16 protein-coding genes, 4 tRNA genes and 2 pseudogenes are annotated in these 14,919 nt (G+C 56.5%); 16 read left to right on the top strand and 6 right to left on the bottom strand.

Annotation, left to right across the window (positions count from 1 at the left end; all coding sequences use genetic code 11):
• Nucleotide 1: 1 nt before the first annotated feature.
• Genes QE435_RS19480 through QE435_RS19495 form a run of 4 tightly spaced genes read left to right on the top strand, consistent with a single transcriptional unit; the run spans nucleotide 2 to nucleotide 2,557 of the window.
• Nucleotides 2-175, top strand: coding sequence for a hypothetical protein (locus tag QE435_RS19480; protein ID WP_349042385.1), 174 nt, complete (start codon nucleotides 2-4; stop codon nucleotides 173-175).
• Complete coding sequence (locus QE435_RS19485; protein ID WP_349042911.1) at nucleotides 156-434, top strand: hypothetical protein; 279 nt, start codon at nucleotides 156-158, stop codon at nucleotides 432-434. The genes QE435_RS19480 and QE435_RS19485 overlap by 20 nt, the downstream gene beginning before the upstream one ends.
• A complete protein-coding gene (locus tag QE435_RS19490) occupies nucleotides 424-1,773 on the top strand; it encodes a DNA cytosine methyltransferase (RefSeq protein ID WP_349042386.1) in 1,350 nt (449 codons plus the stop codon). Before QE435_RS19485 ends, QE435_RS19490 begins: the two co-directional genes overlap by 11 nt.
• Nucleotides 1,766-2,557: an endonuclease gene (locus QE435_RS19495; RefSeq protein ID WP_349042387.1), complete on the top strand. Its 792-nt coding sequence runs from the start codon at nucleotides 1,766-1,768 to the stop codon at nucleotides 2,555-2,557. Before QE435_RS19490 ends, QE435_RS19495 begins: the two co-directional genes overlap by 8 nt.
• A gap of 70 nt (nucleotides 2,558-2,627) precedes the next feature.
• On the opposite strand, the gene QE435_RS19500 is transcribed toward QE435_RS19495, so the two are convergent.
• Nucleotides 2,628-3,200, bottom strand: a complete 573-nt coding sequence (locus tag QE435_RS19500) for a recombinase family protein (RefSeq protein ID WP_349042388.1) — start codon at nucleotides 3,198-3,200, stop codon at nucleotides 2,628-2,630.
• A 601-nt stretch (nucleotides 3,201-3,801) separates the two neighbouring features.
• Between QE435_RS19500 and QE435_RS19505 the strand changes: the two genes are divergently transcribed.
• On the top strand, nucleotides 3,802-3,981 hold the full coding sequence (locus tag QE435_RS19505) for a hypothetical protein (RefSeq protein ID WP_349042389.1): 180 nt from the start codon (nucleotides 3,802-3,804) through the stop codon (nucleotides 3,979-3,981).
• Between the two features lie 230 nt (nucleotides 3,982-4,211).
• Here QE435_RS19505 and QE435_RS19510 read toward each other — a convergent pair whose 3' ends face one another.
• The 3 genes and pseudogenes from QE435_RS19510 to QE435_RS19520 form a co-directional block, all read right to left on the bottom strand.
• On the bottom strand, nucleotides 4,212-4,841 hold the full coding sequence (locus QE435_RS19510; RefSeq protein ID WP_349042390.1) for a hypothetical protein: 630 nt from the start codon (nucleotides 4,839-4,841) through the stop codon (nucleotides 4,212-4,214).
• The gene (locus QE435_RS19515) at nucleotides 4,834-5,181 is read right to left on the bottom strand and encodes a hypothetical protein (RefSeq protein ID WP_349042391.1); all 348 of its coding nucleotides are present in this window, start codon (nucleotides 5,179-5,181) and stop codon (nucleotides 4,834-4,836) included. Before QE435_RS19515 ends, QE435_RS19510 begins: the two co-directional genes overlap by 8 nt.
• Nucleotides 5,182-5,791: 610 nt before the next feature.
• A pseudogene (locus tag QE435_RS19520) lies at nucleotides 5,792-6,072 on the bottom strand (Rha family transcriptional regulator); the annotation flags it as partial.
• A gap of 394 nt (nucleotides 6,073-6,466) precedes the next feature.
• Between QE435_RS19520 and QE435_RS19525 the strand changes: the two are divergent.
• The gene (locus tag QE435_RS19525; protein WP_349042392.1) at nucleotides 6,467-7,519 is read left to right on the top strand and encodes a type I restriction endonuclease; all 1,053 of its coding nucleotides are present in this window, start codon (nucleotides 6,467-6,469) and stop codon (nucleotides 7,517-7,519) included.
• 9 nt (nucleotides 7,520-7,528) lie between these two features.
• Here the strand turns inward: QE435_RS19525 and QE435_RS19530 are convergent, their stop codons facing one another.
• Entirely contained in the window at nucleotides 7,529-9,115 is a 1,587-nt protein-coding gene (locus QE435_RS19530; protein WP_349042393.1) for a site-specific integrase, read from the bottom strand.
• A gap of 95 nt (nucleotides 9,116-9,210) precedes the next feature.
• Nucleotides 9,211-9,286, bottom strand: a tRNA-Val gene (locus QE435_RS19535).
• 649 nt (nucleotides 9,287-9,935) lie between these two features.
• Between QE435_RS19535 and QE435_RS19540 the strand changes: the two genes are divergently transcribed.
• The 10 genes and pseudogenes from QE435_RS19540 to nuoE form a co-directional block, all read left to right on the top strand.
• Nucleotides 9,936-10,012, top strand: a tRNA-Asp gene (locus tag QE435_RS19540).
• A gap of 43 nt (nucleotides 10,013-10,055) precedes the next feature.
• Nucleotides 10,056-10,132, top strand: a tRNA-Asp gene (locus QE435_RS19545).
• 43 nt (nucleotides 10,133-10,175) lie between these two features.
• Nucleotides 10,176-10,252: transfer RNA gene (locus QE435_RS19550), tRNA-Asp, on the top strand.
• 420 nt (nucleotides 10,253-10,672) lie between these two features.
• Nucleotides 10,673-11,038, top strand: a complete 366-nt coding sequence (locus QE435_RS19555) for an NADH-quinone oxidoreductase subunit A (RefSeq protein ID WP_027672972.1) — start codon at nucleotides 10,673-10,675, stop codon at nucleotides 11,036-11,038.
• Complete coding sequence (locus QE435_RS19560) at nucleotides 11,029-11,613, top strand: NADH-quinone oxidoreductase subunit B (RefSeq protein ID WP_274103711.1); 585 nt, start codon at nucleotides 11,029-11,031, stop codon at nucleotides 11,611-11,613. Before QE435_RS19555 ends, QE435_RS19560 begins: the two co-directional genes overlap by 10 nt.
• A 17-nt stretch (nucleotides 11,614-11,630) precedes the next feature.
• Nucleotides 11,631-12,233 (top strand): NADH-quinone oxidoreductase subunit C, encoded by a 603-nt coding sequence (locus QE435_RS19565; protein ID WP_306932183.1) that lies wholly within the window; start codon nucleotides 11,631-11,633, stop codon nucleotides 12,231-12,233.
• Nucleotides 12,230-12,661, top strand: coding sequence for a GFA family protein (locus tag QE435_RS19570; protein ID WP_349042394.1), 432 nt, complete (start codon nucleotides 12,230-12,232; stop codon nucleotides 12,659-12,661). The genes QE435_RS19565 and QE435_RS19570 overlap by 4 nt, the downstream gene beginning before the upstream one ends.
• The gene (locus tag QE435_RS19575) at nucleotides 12,661-13,851 is read left to right on the top strand and encodes an NADH-quinone oxidoreductase subunit D (protein ID WP_062425538.1); all 1,191 of its coding nucleotides are present in this window, start codon (nucleotides 12,661-12,663) and stop codon (nucleotides 13,849-13,851) included. Before QE435_RS19570 ends, QE435_RS19575 begins: the two co-directional genes overlap by 1 nt.
• A 2-nt stretch (nucleotides 13,852-13,853) precedes the next feature.
• Nucleotides 13,854-14,108 carry a hypothetical protein gene (locus tag QE435_RS19580; protein ID WP_349042912.1) on the top strand — a complete coding sequence of 85 codons (255 nt, stop codon included), beginning with the start codon at nucleotides 13,854-13,856 and terminating at the stop codon, nucleotides 14,106-14,108.
• A gap of 16 nt (nucleotides 14,109-14,124) precedes the next feature.
• A pseudogene (nuoE, locus tag QE435_RS19585) lies at nucleotides 14,125-14,907 on the top strand (NADH-quinone oxidoreductase subunit NuoE); the annotation flags it as partial.
• Nucleotides 14,908-14,919 lie beyond the last annotated feature (12 nt).

Below are 14,919 nucleotides of genomic sequence, written 5' to 3' on the forward strand. Positions count from 1 at the left end.
CATGACCGATACACGGAGCACCGACCAGCGCCGCCGCATCATGCAGTCGGTGAAACAGAAGGATACAGGACCAGAGATTACCGTTCGCAAAAAGCTTCATTCGCTCGGCTATCGTTTCCGGCTACACGTACGCACATTACCGGGGCGGTCCAGATCTGGTCTTTCCGTCGCGTAAGAAGGTGATATTCGTGCATGGGTGCTTCTGGCACGGTCACGAGTGCCGCAAGGGCGCACTGCCCAAGTCACGACTGGAGTACTGGAAACCGAAGATAGAGGCCAACAAAACTAGAGACGAACGGAACGTAAACGAGTTAAAGAAGGCGGGCTGGGAGTCGTTGGTGCTTTGGCAATGCGAAATCGCCCGACTAGATGAGGCCATCGACAGCATAGAACGGTTCTTAGGCCCTCCGGGCCACCAAGGGAGTGCGGATTGAAATGACAAGACCGGTCGGTATCGATTTGTTTGCTGGAGCGGGCGGGCTGAGCTTGGGCTTCGAGCAAGCTGGTTTCGACGTGCGGGCAGCCGTGGAAATTGATCCGGTCCACTGCGCAGTTCATAAGTTCAATTTCCCTGATTGCGCCGTACTCCCTCGAAGCGTTTCCGTCCTCAGCGGAGCGGACATCAGAAGGGCTGCTGGCCTTCCGAGTGATACCCAGATCGATGTTGTGTTCGGCGGGCCACCTTGCCAAGGCTTCTCGATGATCGGCCAGAGGTCGCTCGATGACCCGCGAAATAGGCTTGTCTATGATTTCGTCAGACTGGTCACCGAACTGGACGCAAAGTACTTCGTTTTCGAGAACGTGAAGGGCCTGACTGTCGGGCGACAGAAGAAGTTCTTAGAGGAGATCGTCGAGGCGTTTCACAATGCCGGTTATGAGGTTCGTCTTCCTTGGAAGGTGTTCAATGCAAGTGAATTCGGTGTGCCGCAGCTGCGCGAGCGCTTAGTCCTAATGGGATGCAAGAAGGGACTGCAACTCCCGAGCTTCCCTGAACCGACGACCAGAGGTGCGAAGGCTCGAGCGTCGGATCTTCCTCACGGCCCTACCGTCTCCGACGCTATCGGCGATCTTCCCGATGCCGATTTTTTTGCGGCACTTGCTGAGACTGACAAAGTTCCAGACGTCAAGTTTGGCTCTCCAAGCCTCTACGCTGCCGAAATGCGCGCCCTGACTAACGATGCGTGGCACTACGGATATCGGAGAGAATGGGATCCATCAGTTCTCACCTCATCTTGGCGCACCGAACACACCGATATCTCTAAGCGCCGTTTTGCTGAGACGCCCTCAGGACAGAATGAGCCAATAAGCCGCTTTTACAAGCTCGATGCTCAGGGCGTATCAAACACCCTCCGTGCGGGCACCGATGGCGCTCGCGGCGCGTTCACAAGTCCACGTCCTATTCACTACAAGCACCCTCGCTGCGTGACCGTCCGCGAGATGGCACGGCTGCATGGCTTCCCAGATTGGTTCCGCTTGCACTCCACCAAGTGGCACGGTGCTCGGCAGATCGGAAACTCTGTGCCGCCGCCGCTGGCAAGAGCTGTTGCATCGAGGATCATAGCTGCGCTCGGTATTGAGCCGACGAGACCGACAGAAGTCGTGAAGCTTGGGGACGAGACGCTTCTATATGCGACGGTCAGCGAGGCTGCGAACTTGCTAGGTGTCGCTGCTCCCAAGACGAAAAGGGATAGAAACAGCAACATCAAAAAACGGAAGCAACACGAAACTGAAGCCGCGCGTCTTGCTGCGCTTGGAGCGGCCACGGATGCCTAATCCCGCTCGTGGGAATGTCTATCAGGAGATCATCCAGCGGATATTCGAGGACCGCTACGCTCGCGGCGTGGATAATTTCGAGTTTGAGCGGTCGGACCTCGAAAGGACTGCTGCGGTCCTCGGTGTCGCTCTGCCTAAGAACCTTGGCGACGTAATTTATTCGCTTCGTTATCGAACGGGGTTTCCCCAGGCAATCTTAGATACACAGCCCACAGGGATGGAGTGGATTATAGAGGGGGCCGGAAGGGCGAGATATCGTTTCGTCTTGGTTCCTTTGAACCGCATCCTGCCTCGGACCGATCTCGTCACCATCGGTGTGCCTGACGGTACGCCCGAAATGATCCGCGCCTATGCCCTCGATGACGAACAGGCTCTGTTGGCAATCGTGCGATACAACAGACTTATCGACATTTTCTTAGGGCTTACCACGTACTCCCTCCAGAACCATCTCCGAACCACGGTGAAGGGCGTCGGGCAGATCGAGATTGATGAGTTGTACGTGGGAATGGACCGTTACGGCTGCCACTATGCAATACCTGTGCAAGCCAAGGGCGGGACCGATCAGATCTCGGTGGTGCAGACAAAACAGGATCTGGCATGGTGCGCTCAGGTCTTCCCAGGCATGAGAGCCCGCGCGATCTCTGCACAGTTCATTGGCAGCGAGAAGGTCGCCTTGTTCGAGCTTACGGTGGAAGATAATGCCGTGAAGGTCGTGGAAGAGCGTCATTACAAACTCGTTCCCGCTGCCGACTTGGACCCCGCAGCAATCCGTAATTATCGCTAAGCGGTCATCTGTGCGCGGTCTCACGTGAGCAAGGCAGGGCGACCAAATGACATTATCTCCCCGAGAGAAACTAAGCCGCTGCCTTTCCTTCCTTCAGCGCTCGGAAGATACTGGAACGACTCACTCCCAGTTCCCCAATGATTGCTTCGATGGTCTTGCCCTGAGAGCGCATCTCGCGAACTTTCTCAGCCTTGTTACGGGCAGTCGGTGCGCGGCCTCGATACTTGCCCTCTGCCTTGGCTTTGGCGATGCCTTCTCGCTGACGTTCTAGCATCAGTTCGCGCTCGAATTCCGCGATGGACCCGAGCATGTTCAGCATCAGTTTTCCGGTGGGGGTCGAGGTGTCGAGGTTCAGAGCCAAGATCTTCAACTCCACGCCCTTTGATCTCAGCTTGCCCATGATCTCTATCAGATTGCCCATGGACCTTGCCAGACGGTCGAGCTTGGTTACTACCACAGTGTCGCCTTCGCGAACGTAGTCTAGGACACGCTCCAGTTCCGGGCGCTTTGTGTCCACTGACGAAACCTGCTCTTGAAAAATCTTTGTGCAGCCCGCCACAGTGAGATCCCGGAGTTGGCTTTCCAATCCTGCAGTCTGTTCGAGTGTAGAGGTACGGGCGTAGCCGACAAGTGCCGAAGTCATAAGTCTGAACTCCATAAGTTCCAATGAAATCTTAGATATTGTGAGACTGTGTGTGCCAAAAATCAATACCCATTCTTGTGAGACTCTTCCTGCTATTGCTGGCGAGGTGCCACAGAAGCTAGGTCTAGTGGTACTTGATGCCCGTTCTCATGTGGCAAGCTCACTTAGCTAATCTCTCAGCCCGATGTCTTCCTAAGATGGACTGACCGACTCAGATTTCAGCCAGTTGCGACTGCTGGACCAATCGCCTCAGTCGCCGCGAAGGTTTGACCAACAAGGAAGGCCAATGTCAGGGATGACGTGGGGCGTTACTGGGTAGCCGGTCGGTTGTGAGGCTAGCGCTATGCAGCGGCAGGACTGGAGCACATGATGTTTGTTCGGAAGACCACATGCCCTTCCAAATATGCAGGACGGTAGGGGGGACGGGGGGACTTGCCAGTCCTTTTATATCATCTTGGGGTCTCAGATTTTTCCGACAAACATTCTGGGTATGGGTATGCATTTTGCACGGTTTAAGGAATGCACCCCGAGGCTCTGATATTGCCGGTGAGGACCGTCATCACGCGGGCTGATGATGAAGATCGTGAGGATCATGAGGACCATGATGGTCACCGTGTGGAAGACCATGGATCGATCAATGGTCTCTGGTCTTCACGTTCTCTACCGCCATCAGGAAGCCTCAGCCGCCCATCGGTGGATGGAAGCCCAGATGAACGTCATCACCATGACCGGTCTTCTCACCTGTCGTCTGAGTGATGATGACTGTGGCCTCCACCGATGATGACGAAGACCACTGGGCCGACTTTTCGGCTTACTGTCACGCCTAACGCTCTGGTCGGAATGTTCGATGGTTGTAAGACCAGAGAACTCAGAGACTGGAGGTGACGATGGACTGAGGAGGGAATGAACATGGATGGTCGATCCTCATACCTTACTCGAAGTCTGCCTTCTGTCTGGCTCTAGGTCTCGTTTGCTATCTTAACTATGGGTATGGACGAGAAAATGGGACAGTCATCCTCCCGCCCTCGGCTCCATCGTCCTCACCAGCCGTGAGACTGTCTGCTTCGGCCATCCCGTCTGCCTCACGACAGAGGCTTGGGAATGACCAGCAGCCAGAAGTTCACGGATGACCTGCGTCTTCGTTTCAACCTTCTTGAGCTTCGGACCCTTGGTCTTCATTTGCTCCGTCAGGGCAGTGCGGACAGCAGCCTGTCCTTCCGGTGTGATGAGGACGCATTGGGTCTTCTTGCCGCCGTGGTCGAAGGTGATGGGGATGACAAGGCCACCCTCCACCCCCTCACTGGTCGCCTGAGGAACGCGCTCATACCGGGGCTTAGTCACCTCAGGGGCGCAGATCATCGGGACTTCCTTGGCTGTCAGTACACGGACCACGGCTTCAATCTTCTCCAGCGCATCGGTCACCTTCTGGGACGATAGACCGAGTTGGTCGGAAAGTTTCGAGATGGTCAGACATCCTGTAACGATCTCTCCGGTGAGGGGATTGATAATCTCACCGCGCTTGCGTCTGGCTGCGTACGGGAAGCCACGACCATCATCGCTGGGGACGAAGGTCAAAGGCTTCCCTCCACGGGCAATCGCGGCTTCTCGCTGGGCAGCGATCCACGCTACGAAGTCAGCCACGGAGCGACCTCCTGGCCGCGCCCTTGGAGCGCGTCAGGTTGGACTTACGAAGGTCGAGGCGGTCACCGCTGCGATACTGGACGACCTGTCCTCTTCCTGCGCTCATAATATGTCGAGCAACAGGGACGGTGTTTCCGAAGTGCGGGTGGCGCACGGAGACGTAGTAGCGCCCGTTGCCGTTGCCGCTCAAGAACCAGTTCATCGACAAGCCCTCCGTTACGAGGCGGTCGAAATCATCCCGGTCAATTGTGACCGAGGAACCGCAGCTGAGGGTCACGTAGACCGTCAGGCCGTCTTTGGAGAAGCGGATGGGGCGTTTGGTTTCAATCGGATTATGCATGTGAAGGTCTCGTGATCGGTTGCGTTGCAGAGCGTCCTGCGCTCTCAGAACCCGCCCCTCCCGTCCGCTGCCGGGGCCTGTGAAGGGGACACACGCGCACACGCCAGCGACCACCACGGACCTTCACGAACACGGAAGGCGCGGGCGGTGTAGCGATGGACAGGGACTGGAGGGAACGAGAAGGGCGAGTCGTGAGAGAGCGGCTTTGGGGCGCTGCCGGTCACTGACGGGCTGTAATGGATATTGTCAGTCCAAAATTGGACGAACATAAAGAACTCCCCGGCAGTCCACGCGCGCCAGCAAACTGGAGCGATGAGGACCGACCGAGGACTAGGCTGTCAGGAACAAGGTTAAGATACCCATCTTCCAGATGTCGGGGACGGATGGCCGATGGGCGTATCCAGACAGAAGGGGTAATTGCCGAGGGGGCGGCAGATCTTCTACCTTAGGGGGTGGGTAATCGACGGGCGGTCAGATCACGGACCGGAGCCGCATGTTTCCTCATTGTAGGTGCGGCGTTGCGCCGGACTTTTTCGCCATGGTGGCGATAATTCAACCACTGCTTACGACTATCGTTCGATGGAGAGAGCCGTGCGTTCTCTGCTGCTACCTCTAGTTCCATCCAGCGGTCCACGATACGAGCGCGGAGGGCGACCGAGTAACCGGAGACGAGGATCATGGTCTCGCGCTTGGGGAGCTTAACCCTTTCTGTTGGCGACCGTAAGCGTCTAGGTAGATGTTTCCAAATTTGGAGAGATCTTCTTCGCCGTAGAGTTCAGTCAGAATCACCTTGATGTCCCGCGTGACATGGTCGTGGCGCTTGCCGGTCAGCTCTGCGATTTCGCGGCTGGCCATGGTGAGGACGGAGGGGGTGGAATTCCTTGGTTCCATAAAGAATGCATTGGCTGAAAATTCGGTCGCAGCTAGACCGTCCATTGAAAGAGCGCTCGACCTTTTCCTCAAATTTGAGGGAGAGTGCCGTACCCATCTTTCGATGTATAAACTTCCCGTCGGTGGCGGTGTAGTAGCAAGCAAATTTGCTTTCTCCTTCGCCGATCCCCATTGCATGGGCAATGAGAAGCACGGCAGGGCTCATCTTTCACATCTCAGAACGCTGCCGTCTTTGCTGCCCTTCTGGTCTACCTGACGAAAATCCAGCGCCGCAGGGTTGGTCTGCACATGCAAATAAGTTCTCACCTGCGGGGCGCTAGATGCCAGAAGAAGGTTGAGACGGTTGACCTTATTGCAGCCATAGGTAACCTACTGTGATCCAGAGGGGGAATGCATGAGCACGCTAGAAGAAAACCTTCGCGCCATTTCGGAACGAGTAAAGTCACACTCCAGCACGATGGCTACGGAAGAGGCCGTGAAAACAGCGGTCGTGCTCCCTTTTCTGCGCTCGCTCGGATATGACGTTTTCGACCCTTCAGAAGTCGTCCCGGAATTCACAGCGGACGCTGTCGGTAAAAAAGGCGAAAAGGTCGACTACGCGATCAAAATCGACGGTGAGATTCGCATCCTGATCGAGTGCAAACCTATCTCGGTGACGCTGGAGAAGAAGCACCTCGATCAGCTCTACCGCTATTTCAGTGTCACGAACGCTAAGTTTGCTATACTGACCAACGGGCGCACCTTCAATTTCTACACCGACCTCGACGCGCCAAACAAACTCGACGCGCGACCGTTCTTCATCTTCGACGTAGCCGACTTCAACACGGGCATCCTCAGCGAGCTGAAGAAGTTTGAAAAGGCTGCGTTCGACGTCACTGCTATCTTGGCGACAGCCGAGCGGCTCAAATACACCTCAGGCGTAAAACAAGTCATCTCAAAGCTCGTGGAAGAGCCCACCGAGGAATTCGTCCGCCTCGTCTCGGCTAGCGTATATGAGGGCCGAATGACTGCGCAGGTGAGAGAGATGTTCACCGGCGTAGTTCGGGCAGCGTTTCGCGAGGTGATAATGGATACCGTGAAAAGCCGTCTCTCCAGCGCCTTGGCTGATACCGAGGAAGTCATCGAGAAGATTGATGTCCACGTGGAAGAAGAGCCAGATGTCATCACGACTGACGAAGAGCGCGAGGGCTACATGATTGTCAAAGCTATTGTTCGGGACACCATCGCCCCGAAACGGGTCGTAATGCGGGATCAAAAATCGTATTGTGGCGTTCTCGTAGACAACAACAATCGAAAGCCTCTCGCTCGCCTTTGGTTTAACCGTTCGGTCAAATACATCGGTCTCTTCGATGGAGAGAATGAAGAACGGGTGATCGTGGACAGTCTCGACCAGATCTATGACTTCGCCGAACGCTTGAGAGCTACGGCTAAGAAATACGCAGACTAGTAATGAAGCTCAGCCCCCCAAGTCGATCCTTGGCACTTTCGCCATTTCCCTCACTAGCCCTGGCAATAGCGCCTGACTTCGACCGTAGCCTTCATCCGAGCCGCCCCTGCTACGACCCGTTATATAAAGACGAGCCTTATCTAGGACGCCTCCTGCCACACAGCGATCTTCAAAGAGGTGGCGCCATCCGTGGTTGGGAGCCAGTTCCGCGCGTTTGATACCGACCTTGCCGCGGAACCACTCAGATATGTTCGATTGCGAGCGCGAAGGAAAGATTCGGTGATTCGCGGGGCAGGATTTGACGAAGTCTATGAGCCCCTCATCGAGCAGCGCCGGATGAACAGGTACCTTGCGGATGCTGTTATTGTTCTTCAGCGACTTCCCGCCTTTGGTAGTCACCTGAAAGAACCAGTCGTCTCCGACTTGGAAGAAGTCTTCGCGCCGAAGTTGGGCAACCTCATTGATGCGTGCACCTGAATAAGCACACATCCACGGAAGCCACCGCAGTTCCGGCTTTTTCTCTTTCCTTGCTGCGATAAGCGTAGTGCGGGCTTCCTCCAGAGTGAATGTCCGGTCATCACTGGCGACAGGGGCGGCATCAGGTGTTGTGACGAGTTGCAACGGATGACCATCCGGGAAGAGCGCACCAAGGGTCTGTTCTCGTGCCCACTGGATGACGGTTTTTAGGTTCTGGATGCGCTGCCGAATCGTGTTGTTTGTCAGCTTTCCCTTAGCCAGCATCTCCCTTTTCCATCGGTCGGCTTCGTGGGCCGTCACGGTGCTGACCAGATCGCTGCCACGGAAGGCGACGAACTCCGCAGCGGCGAGGCGGAACTTCCTCACCGTCGCATCCCTCATCGGTGCGGCGTCTCTCCCTGCGGCCTTGTTCGCCACCTGAGCATCAATGACGCAGTCAAAGGTAAGTCGATCTGCCGACTGGTCACCGGCTGGGCTGCTGGTTTTTGGCCTAGCGATTTCCAAGGGCGGGTACTTTGTCGCCCCGGTGTCTGGTGAGTAGTCCCCTTCCGCTCGCCTGAGGGTGACCATGGCAGCATCGTCGAGACTATTCACAACTAGTTCGAGGAGCCGCGTCCGCTGTTCGGGACGCAATTGGACGCATTGGTGAGCGAGGAAAGCGTCCATCATAGGACCGAAACGCTTGCTGAGCCCTGCGGCTTTTTGCGCCTCACCACCGATGGCCAGAGGATTCACCTTTCCGACCCTCGCGGATGCGTTCATGTCCAGCACATTCATCCACAGGGCAGGGCTTCCTGGTTCGTCTTCGAGGGCAGCAACGAAGACGTTCCTGATCGCACCTGCGAGGGCGACCAACTGCTTGTGAGTGAGTCGCTCGACGGGCTTCCGCTGCATCGCCCAATAGCGTTGGAGAAAGTCGTAGGTTTCAGCGAAACGGGCCTTGGCCGTGGCCGATTTCGCGGTCTCTAGCGAAACCTTCACGAACTCACCTATGCGGACTTCACGGGGGCTACTGTTTACCGGGACGGTCACCTTCACGCCTTTGAGGCGGTCTTTGAGATCGGAAGGTACGCGAACTCGGAGATAGTAGTTGGGGCCAATCCTGATCGGAGTAGGCATCGACAGACCCATGTGTGTGAACCACCCTTGTGTACCAAGATTGTGGCGCAAACGTCAATAAATCCAGATAGTTGAATTATTTCAATAACATGAAATGGTGGGCGATGAGAGACTCGAACTCCCGACATCCTCGGTGTAAACGAGGCGCTCTACCAACTGAGCTAATCGCCCTTCGCGTCTTGCAGATCGTGTCTGCCGCGTCGGTGGCCGTGATCTATTCGGATCGGATGGAAACCGCAAGAGCCTTTGTGAAGTTTTTTTGTTTTTTCCGATTTTTTATGGCGAGGAACAGAGAGAAAGGTTCAGGCACCGTCTCAAATTCCGTTTGTGCTTCAGATGGTTACCGCCTACGCGGCAAACCAGTCGCGTTTGATTAATCTGAACACGAAGGCGCTATGACATCGTGAGCCCGCCTTGCTACTGCCAACCCCGGCCTTTTCGTGCGGGCATCTCTCCTTCCTCCACGGAACAATGGTTCAGGTCTGGAGACAATGGACGCGCCCCATCATTGGGGAATGGCCCGTTCCAAAGGGAAGGGGAGAGACTCCCCTTACGCGTCGCACTTCTAGCGCGACTCAACGATGTGCTGAGAAAGGGAATGCACGGTCTGTGGATAAGATGTTTGCGAAGCCAATTCTGGTATGCATCATCGATTGCCCGGAAAGCCGGGCTTTTCGATCTTGGTTCTAAGGCAAAATGCACAAGCTTATTCTTTTGTCGTGAAAGCTGCTTGACACCCCCACACGAACGCCTTAGTTAGCCGCTCAACGAACAGCCGAGGCGGTTCGTACAGCGAGGTGAAAGCCTCCTGTCAGGAGATGCGGGTGTAGCTCAGTCGGTTAGAGTGCCGGCCTGTCACGCCGGAGGTCGCGGGTTCGAGCCCCGTCACTCGCGCCATCCTGTCCCTCGGAACTCTACGAACGCTAAGCGTTCGTCATGCGCGGGTGTAGCTCAGTCGGTTAGAGTGCCGGCCTGTCACGCCGGAGGTCGCGGGTTCGAGCCCCGTCACTCGCGCCATCCTGTCCCTCGGAATTCTACGAACGCTACGCGTTCGTCATGCGCGGGTGTAGCTCAGTCGGTTAGAGTGCCGGCCTGTCACGCCGGAGGTCGCGGGTTCGAGCCCCGTCACTCGCGCCATTTTCTTTTACCTCCAATAAACCAAGTCGGATCTTCTCAGTGCGGTTTGCACCGCGGCATAGAGCCGACTCTGCCTCTTTGCGCCGGTCGGATTGTTCCTCCGAAAAGTCCAGTTTTGTTGCCTTCGCGGTGTCATAAAACGTTACCGGGCGATGCAAAATCATGTGACTTTCTACAGCAACGGATTACGCGATTTTTGTCGATATTTTTTAAGTATTTAGCTATATGTCGAATGGGCTATGCACCAGCTGTTTGACGTTATGGTGTCTAATCCGTGGCGGGATTGGCGCGAAAAGGTGCTTAAACCCTTGCAGAGATGGCGCGGCTGCGCTAACCACTGCGGCGTTGCAACACAATTCGGCCCTGCGGAACGTCAGTTCTAAAAGGGTGTCCGACGCTCGGTCGGGCAGGGAAAAGACAATGACTGAACTCCTCAGTTCCTATATTCCGATCGCAATCTTCATCGGTATCGCACTCGTCATCGGCCTGGCGCTGTTGATCGCGCCTTTCGCGGTTGCTTACAAGAATCCCGATCCTGAGAAGCTTTCCGCATTCGAGTGCGGCTTCAACGCGTTTGACGACGCTCGCATGAAGTTCGACATTCGATTCTATCTCGTTTCGATCCTTTTCATCATCTTCGACCTGGAAGTCGCATTCCTGTTCCCCTGGGCTGTGTCCTTCGGTGAACTCGGCTGGTTTGGCTTCTGGTCCATGATGGTGTTTCTGGCCGTTCTGACCATCGGCTTCATTTATGAATGGAAGAAGGGAGCGCTGGAATGGGCGTAGTTCAAAACGACTCGACGCTTATCGCGCAAAAGCCCAAGGGCATTATCGATCCATCCACCGGTAAGCCGGTGGGTAGCGATGACGCCTATTTCAGCGAAATCAATGATGAGTTGGCCGACAAGGGCTTTCTTGTTACCTCGACCGACGAGCTCATCACATGGGCGCGCACCGGCTCGCTGATGTGGATGCAGTTCGGTCTGGCCTGCTGCGCCGTCGAGGGGCTGATGCAGGCTTCCGGCCCGCGTTACGACATGGAGCGCTTCGGCGTTGCCCCGCGCGCTTCGCCGCGCCAGTCGGACGTCATGATTGTTGCCGGTACGCTGACCAACAAGATGGCGCCAGCACTGCGCAAGGTCTATGACCAGATGCCGGAACCGCGTTACGTCATCTCCATGGGCTCCTGTGCCAATGGTGGTGGCTACTATCATTATTCCTACGCCGTCGTTCGCGGCTGTGATCGCGTCGTGCCAGTCGACATTTACGTGCCGGGCTGTCCCCCCACGGCGGAGGCGCTGCTCTACGGCGTGCTTCTGCTGCAGAAGAAAATCCGCCGCACCGGCACGATCGAGCGTTAAGGGCAGAGGACTGAAGAATGAGCGAAGCTCTTAACGATCTCGCGGCCTATGTGCAGGAAGCGCGCGGCGCCCTGCTTGAGTCGCACGCCATTGCCTATGGCGAGTTGACGCTGAACACGACGCCCGAAAACATCATCGCACTTCTGACCTTCCTGCGGGACGATGTGCAGTGCGGTTTCGTCAACATCATCGATATTTGCGGCGTTGACTGGCCTCAGCGCGAAAAGCGTTTCGATGTCGTCTATCATCTGCTGTCGCCGCGCCAGAACCTGCGTGTTCGCGTCAAGCTTCAGGTGGCGGAAGACGAGGGCGTGCCGTCTGCGACCTCCGTTTTCTACGGTGCGGAGTGGTTCGAGCGCGAAGCCTGGGACATGTATGGCATTCCGTTTGAAGGCCATTCGGACCTTCGCCGTATCCTCACCGATTACGGCTTTGAAGGTCACCCGCTGCGCAAGGATTTTCCGCTCACCGGTTTCGTCGAAGTGCGCTACGATGACGTTCAGAAGCGCGTTCTTTACGAGCCCGTGGAGTTGAAGCAGGAATTCCGCAGCTTCGATTTCCTCTCGCCTTGGGAAGGAACGGATTACGTTCTCCCGGGTGATGAAAAGGCCAAGCAATGAGCGAAGCGATTTCCACAGAGCAGGGACAATGTCTTTGCGGCGCCGTTCGCGTTGACGCGACGATCGGCGCCCGGGAAATGGGCGCATGCCATTGCTCCATGTGCCGTCGGTGGTCCGGCGGTGTTTTCCTCGCTGTCGAATGCGATTCCGTTTCAGTGGAGAACGCGGACGCGCTGGGTGTCTATTCGTCCTCCGAATGGGGTGAGCGCTGCTTCTGCAAAACATGTGGCAGCACGGTGATGTGGCGCTCCAAGGATGGTGCGCACTTTGCCGTTTCCGCTCAGCTCTTCAACGATCCATCCAGCTTCACGCTGGCATCCGAGATCTTCATTGACGAAAAGCCGACAAGCTATTCGTTCGCCGAGGCCACCAAGAAAATGACCGGCCCCGAATTTATCGCCATGATCACGTCGGCGGAGCAACACTGATGACTGAACATAATGTTCGCAATTTTACGATCAACTTCGGTCCGGAACATCCGTCCGCGCACGGCGTGCTGCGTCTTGTTCTGGAACTCGATGGCGAAATCGTTGAACGCGTCGATCCGCATATCGGTCTGCTGCATCGCGGCACGGAAAAGCTGATCGAAGCCAAGACCTATCTTCAGGCCGTTCCTTATTTCGACCGTCTCGACTACGTCGCGCCGATGAACCAGGAACACGCCTTTGCGCTTGCCGTCGAGCGGCTGCTCGGGCTTGAAATCCCGATGCGCGGGCAGTTGATCCGTGTTCTTTATTCCGAAATCGGCCGCATCCTTTCGCATATCATGAACGTCACGACACAGGCGATGGACGTCGGTGCCATGACGCCGCCGGTTTGGGGCTTCGAAGAGCGCGAAAAGCTGATGGTGTTCTACGAGCGTGCGTCCGGTGCGCGCATGCACGCTGCCTATTTCCGCCCCGGCGGTGTCCATCAGGACATTCCGCAGGAACTGGTGGATGACATCGGCAAGTGGTGCGATCCCTTCATCACCGTTCTCGATAACATCGAGGGTCTGCTCACCGACAACCGTATCTACAAGCAGCGTAACGTCGATATCGGCGTGGTGTCGCTGGAAGATGCTTTTGCCTGGGGCTTTACCGGTGTCATGGTCCGTGGTTCGGGTGCTGCCTGGGATCTGCGCCGTGCGCAGCCCTATGAGTGCTACTCCGATCTCGACTTCGATATTCCGGTCGGCAAGAATGGCGACTGCTACGACCGCTATCTGATCCGCATGCAGGAAATGCGCGAATCGGTGAAGATCATGAAGCAGTGCGTCGAGCTTCTGTCGGGCAAGCATCGCATCGGTGCGGTCTCGTCGCTCGATGGTAAGGTCGTGCCGCCGAAGCGCGGTGAGATGAAGCGGTCCATGGAAGCGCTGATCCATCACTTCAAGCTCTACACCGAAGGCTATCACGTTCCGGCTGGTGAAGTGTATGCGGCCGTCGAAGCGCCTAAGGGTGAGTTCGGCGTTTACGTTGTGGCCGATGGCACCAACAAGCCGTATCGCTGCAAGATCCGCGCTCCGGGCTATGCCCACCTGCAGGCGATGGACTTCCTCTGCAAGGGCCACCAGCTCGCTGACGTGACCGCCGTTCTTGGCTCGCTCGACATCGTGTTCGGGGAGGTCGATCGCTGATGGTGCGTCTGCCGCTCGCCATATCGGCTTTGCTTGCCGCCGCGGGACCGCTCTTCGCCCAAACGGCGACGAATGAGGTTTCGTCAGGCGCAAGCGGCGGCAGTTCCACCATCAAGCAGCTGCTGGATCTGGGATACGAGATCAAGTCCTCGCTCCCCAACGGCAGCAAATTCATTGTGTTTATGCAAAAAGACAAAGCGGCTTACGCTTGCGAGTTCGTCACGGTGGCGAGATCGCGGTGTGAATCGTTAAATTGATGAGGCGTGAGGAAGTATGTCCGTTCGTCGACTAGCCGAAGATCAGTTCCAGCCCGCAAGCTTCGCATTCAATGCGGACAATACGGCGTGGGCGGAAAAGACGATCAAGAAATATCCGGAAGGACGCCAACAGTCTGCGGTCATCCCGCTGCTGATGCGCGCCCAGGAGCAGGACGGCTGGGTGACCCGCGCCGCCATCGAGAAGATCGCCGAGATGCTGGATATGGCCTATATCCGCGTTCTCGAAGTGGCGACCTTCTATACGCAGTTCCAGATCAAGCCGGTGGGCACCAAGGCCCACATTCAGGTATGCGGCACGACGCCTTGCATGCTGCGCGGCTCTGAAGCGCTGATGGATGTGTGCCGCCACAAGATTCACCACGATCCGCTGCACACCAATGAGAGCGGCACGCTGTCATGGGAAGAGGTGGAATGTCAGGGCGCCTGCGTCAACGCGCCGATGGTCATCATCTTCAAGGATGCTTACGAGGATTTGACGCCTGAGCGCCTGGAAGAGATCATCGACGCTTTCGAAGCAGGCAAGGGCGACAGCATCAAGCCAGGTCCGCAGATCGATCGCCATCTGTCCGCACCTGTCGGTCCGCTGACGACGTTGACGGAAGAGACCAAGCCTGATCGCTCCAACCTCGACAAGAAGGAGGAGCCCGCGCCAGACGCTGCGCAGACGCCGCCTTCCAACGCCGCAAAGCCAAAGACGGATGCGCCGGAAACAGATCCGAAGCTGAAGACGCCGGCGACGGAGCCGAAGGCTGCAGCGGAAAATGCCAAGGCTGCCGACACCAACAGCGAT

Origin of the sequence: Agrobacterium sp. SORGH_AS 787, assembly GCF_030819035.1 — a bacterium.
GTDB lineage: Bacteria > Pseudomonadota > Alphaproteobacteria > Rhizobiales > Rhizobiaceae > Agrobacterium > Agrobacterium larrymoorei_B.

Bases quoted from the DNA above. Each gene is read 5' to 3' on its own strand.
- QE435_RS19480 (WP_349042385.1), top strand. From the start codon at position 2: ATGACCGATACACGGAGCACCGACCAGCGCCGCCGCATCATGCAGTCG.
- QE435_RS19495 (WP_349042387.1), top strand. From the start codon at position 1,766: ATGCCTAATCCCGCTCGTGGGAATGTCTATCAGGAGATCATCCAGCGG.
- QE435_RS19500 (WP_349042388.1), bottom strand. From the start codon at position 3,200: ATGACTTCGGCACTTGTCGGCTACGCCCGTACCTCTACACTCGAACAG.
- QE435_RS19505 (WP_349042389.1), top strand. From the start codon at position 3,802: ATGATGGTCACCGTGTGGAAGACCATGGATCGATCAATGGTCTCTGGT.
- QE435_RS19515 (WP_349042391.1), bottom strand. From the start codon at position 5,181: ATGCATAATCCGATTGAAACCAAACGCCCCATCCGCTTCTCCAAAGAC.
- QE435_RS19525 (WP_349042392.1), top strand. From the start codon at position 6,467: ATGAGCACGCTAGAAGAAAACCTTCGCGCCATTTCGGAACGAGTAAAG.
- QE435_RS19530 (WP_349042393.1), bottom strand. From the start codon at position 9,115: ATGCCTACTCCGATCAGGATTGGCCCCAACTACTATCTCCGAGTTCGC.
- QE435_RS19555 (WP_027672972.1), top strand. From the start codon at position 10,673: ATGACTGAACTCCTCAGTTCCTATATTCCGATCGCAATCTTCATCGGT.
- QE435_RS19560 (WP_274103711.1), top strand. From the start codon at position 11,029: ATGGGCGTAGTTCAAAACGACTCGACGCTTATCGCGCAAAAGCCCAAG.
- QE435_RS19565 (WP_306932183.1), top strand. From the start codon at position 11,631: ATGAGCGAAGCTCTTAACGATCTCGCGGCCTATGTGCAGGAAGCGCGC.
- QE435_RS19570 (WP_349042394.1), top strand. From the start codon at position 12,230: ATGAGCGAAGCGATTTCCACAGAGCAGGGACAATGTCTTTGCGGCGCC.
- QE435_RS19575 (WP_062425538.1), top strand. From the start codon at position 12,661: ATGACTGAACATAATGTTCGCAATTTTACGATCAACTTCGGTCCGGAA.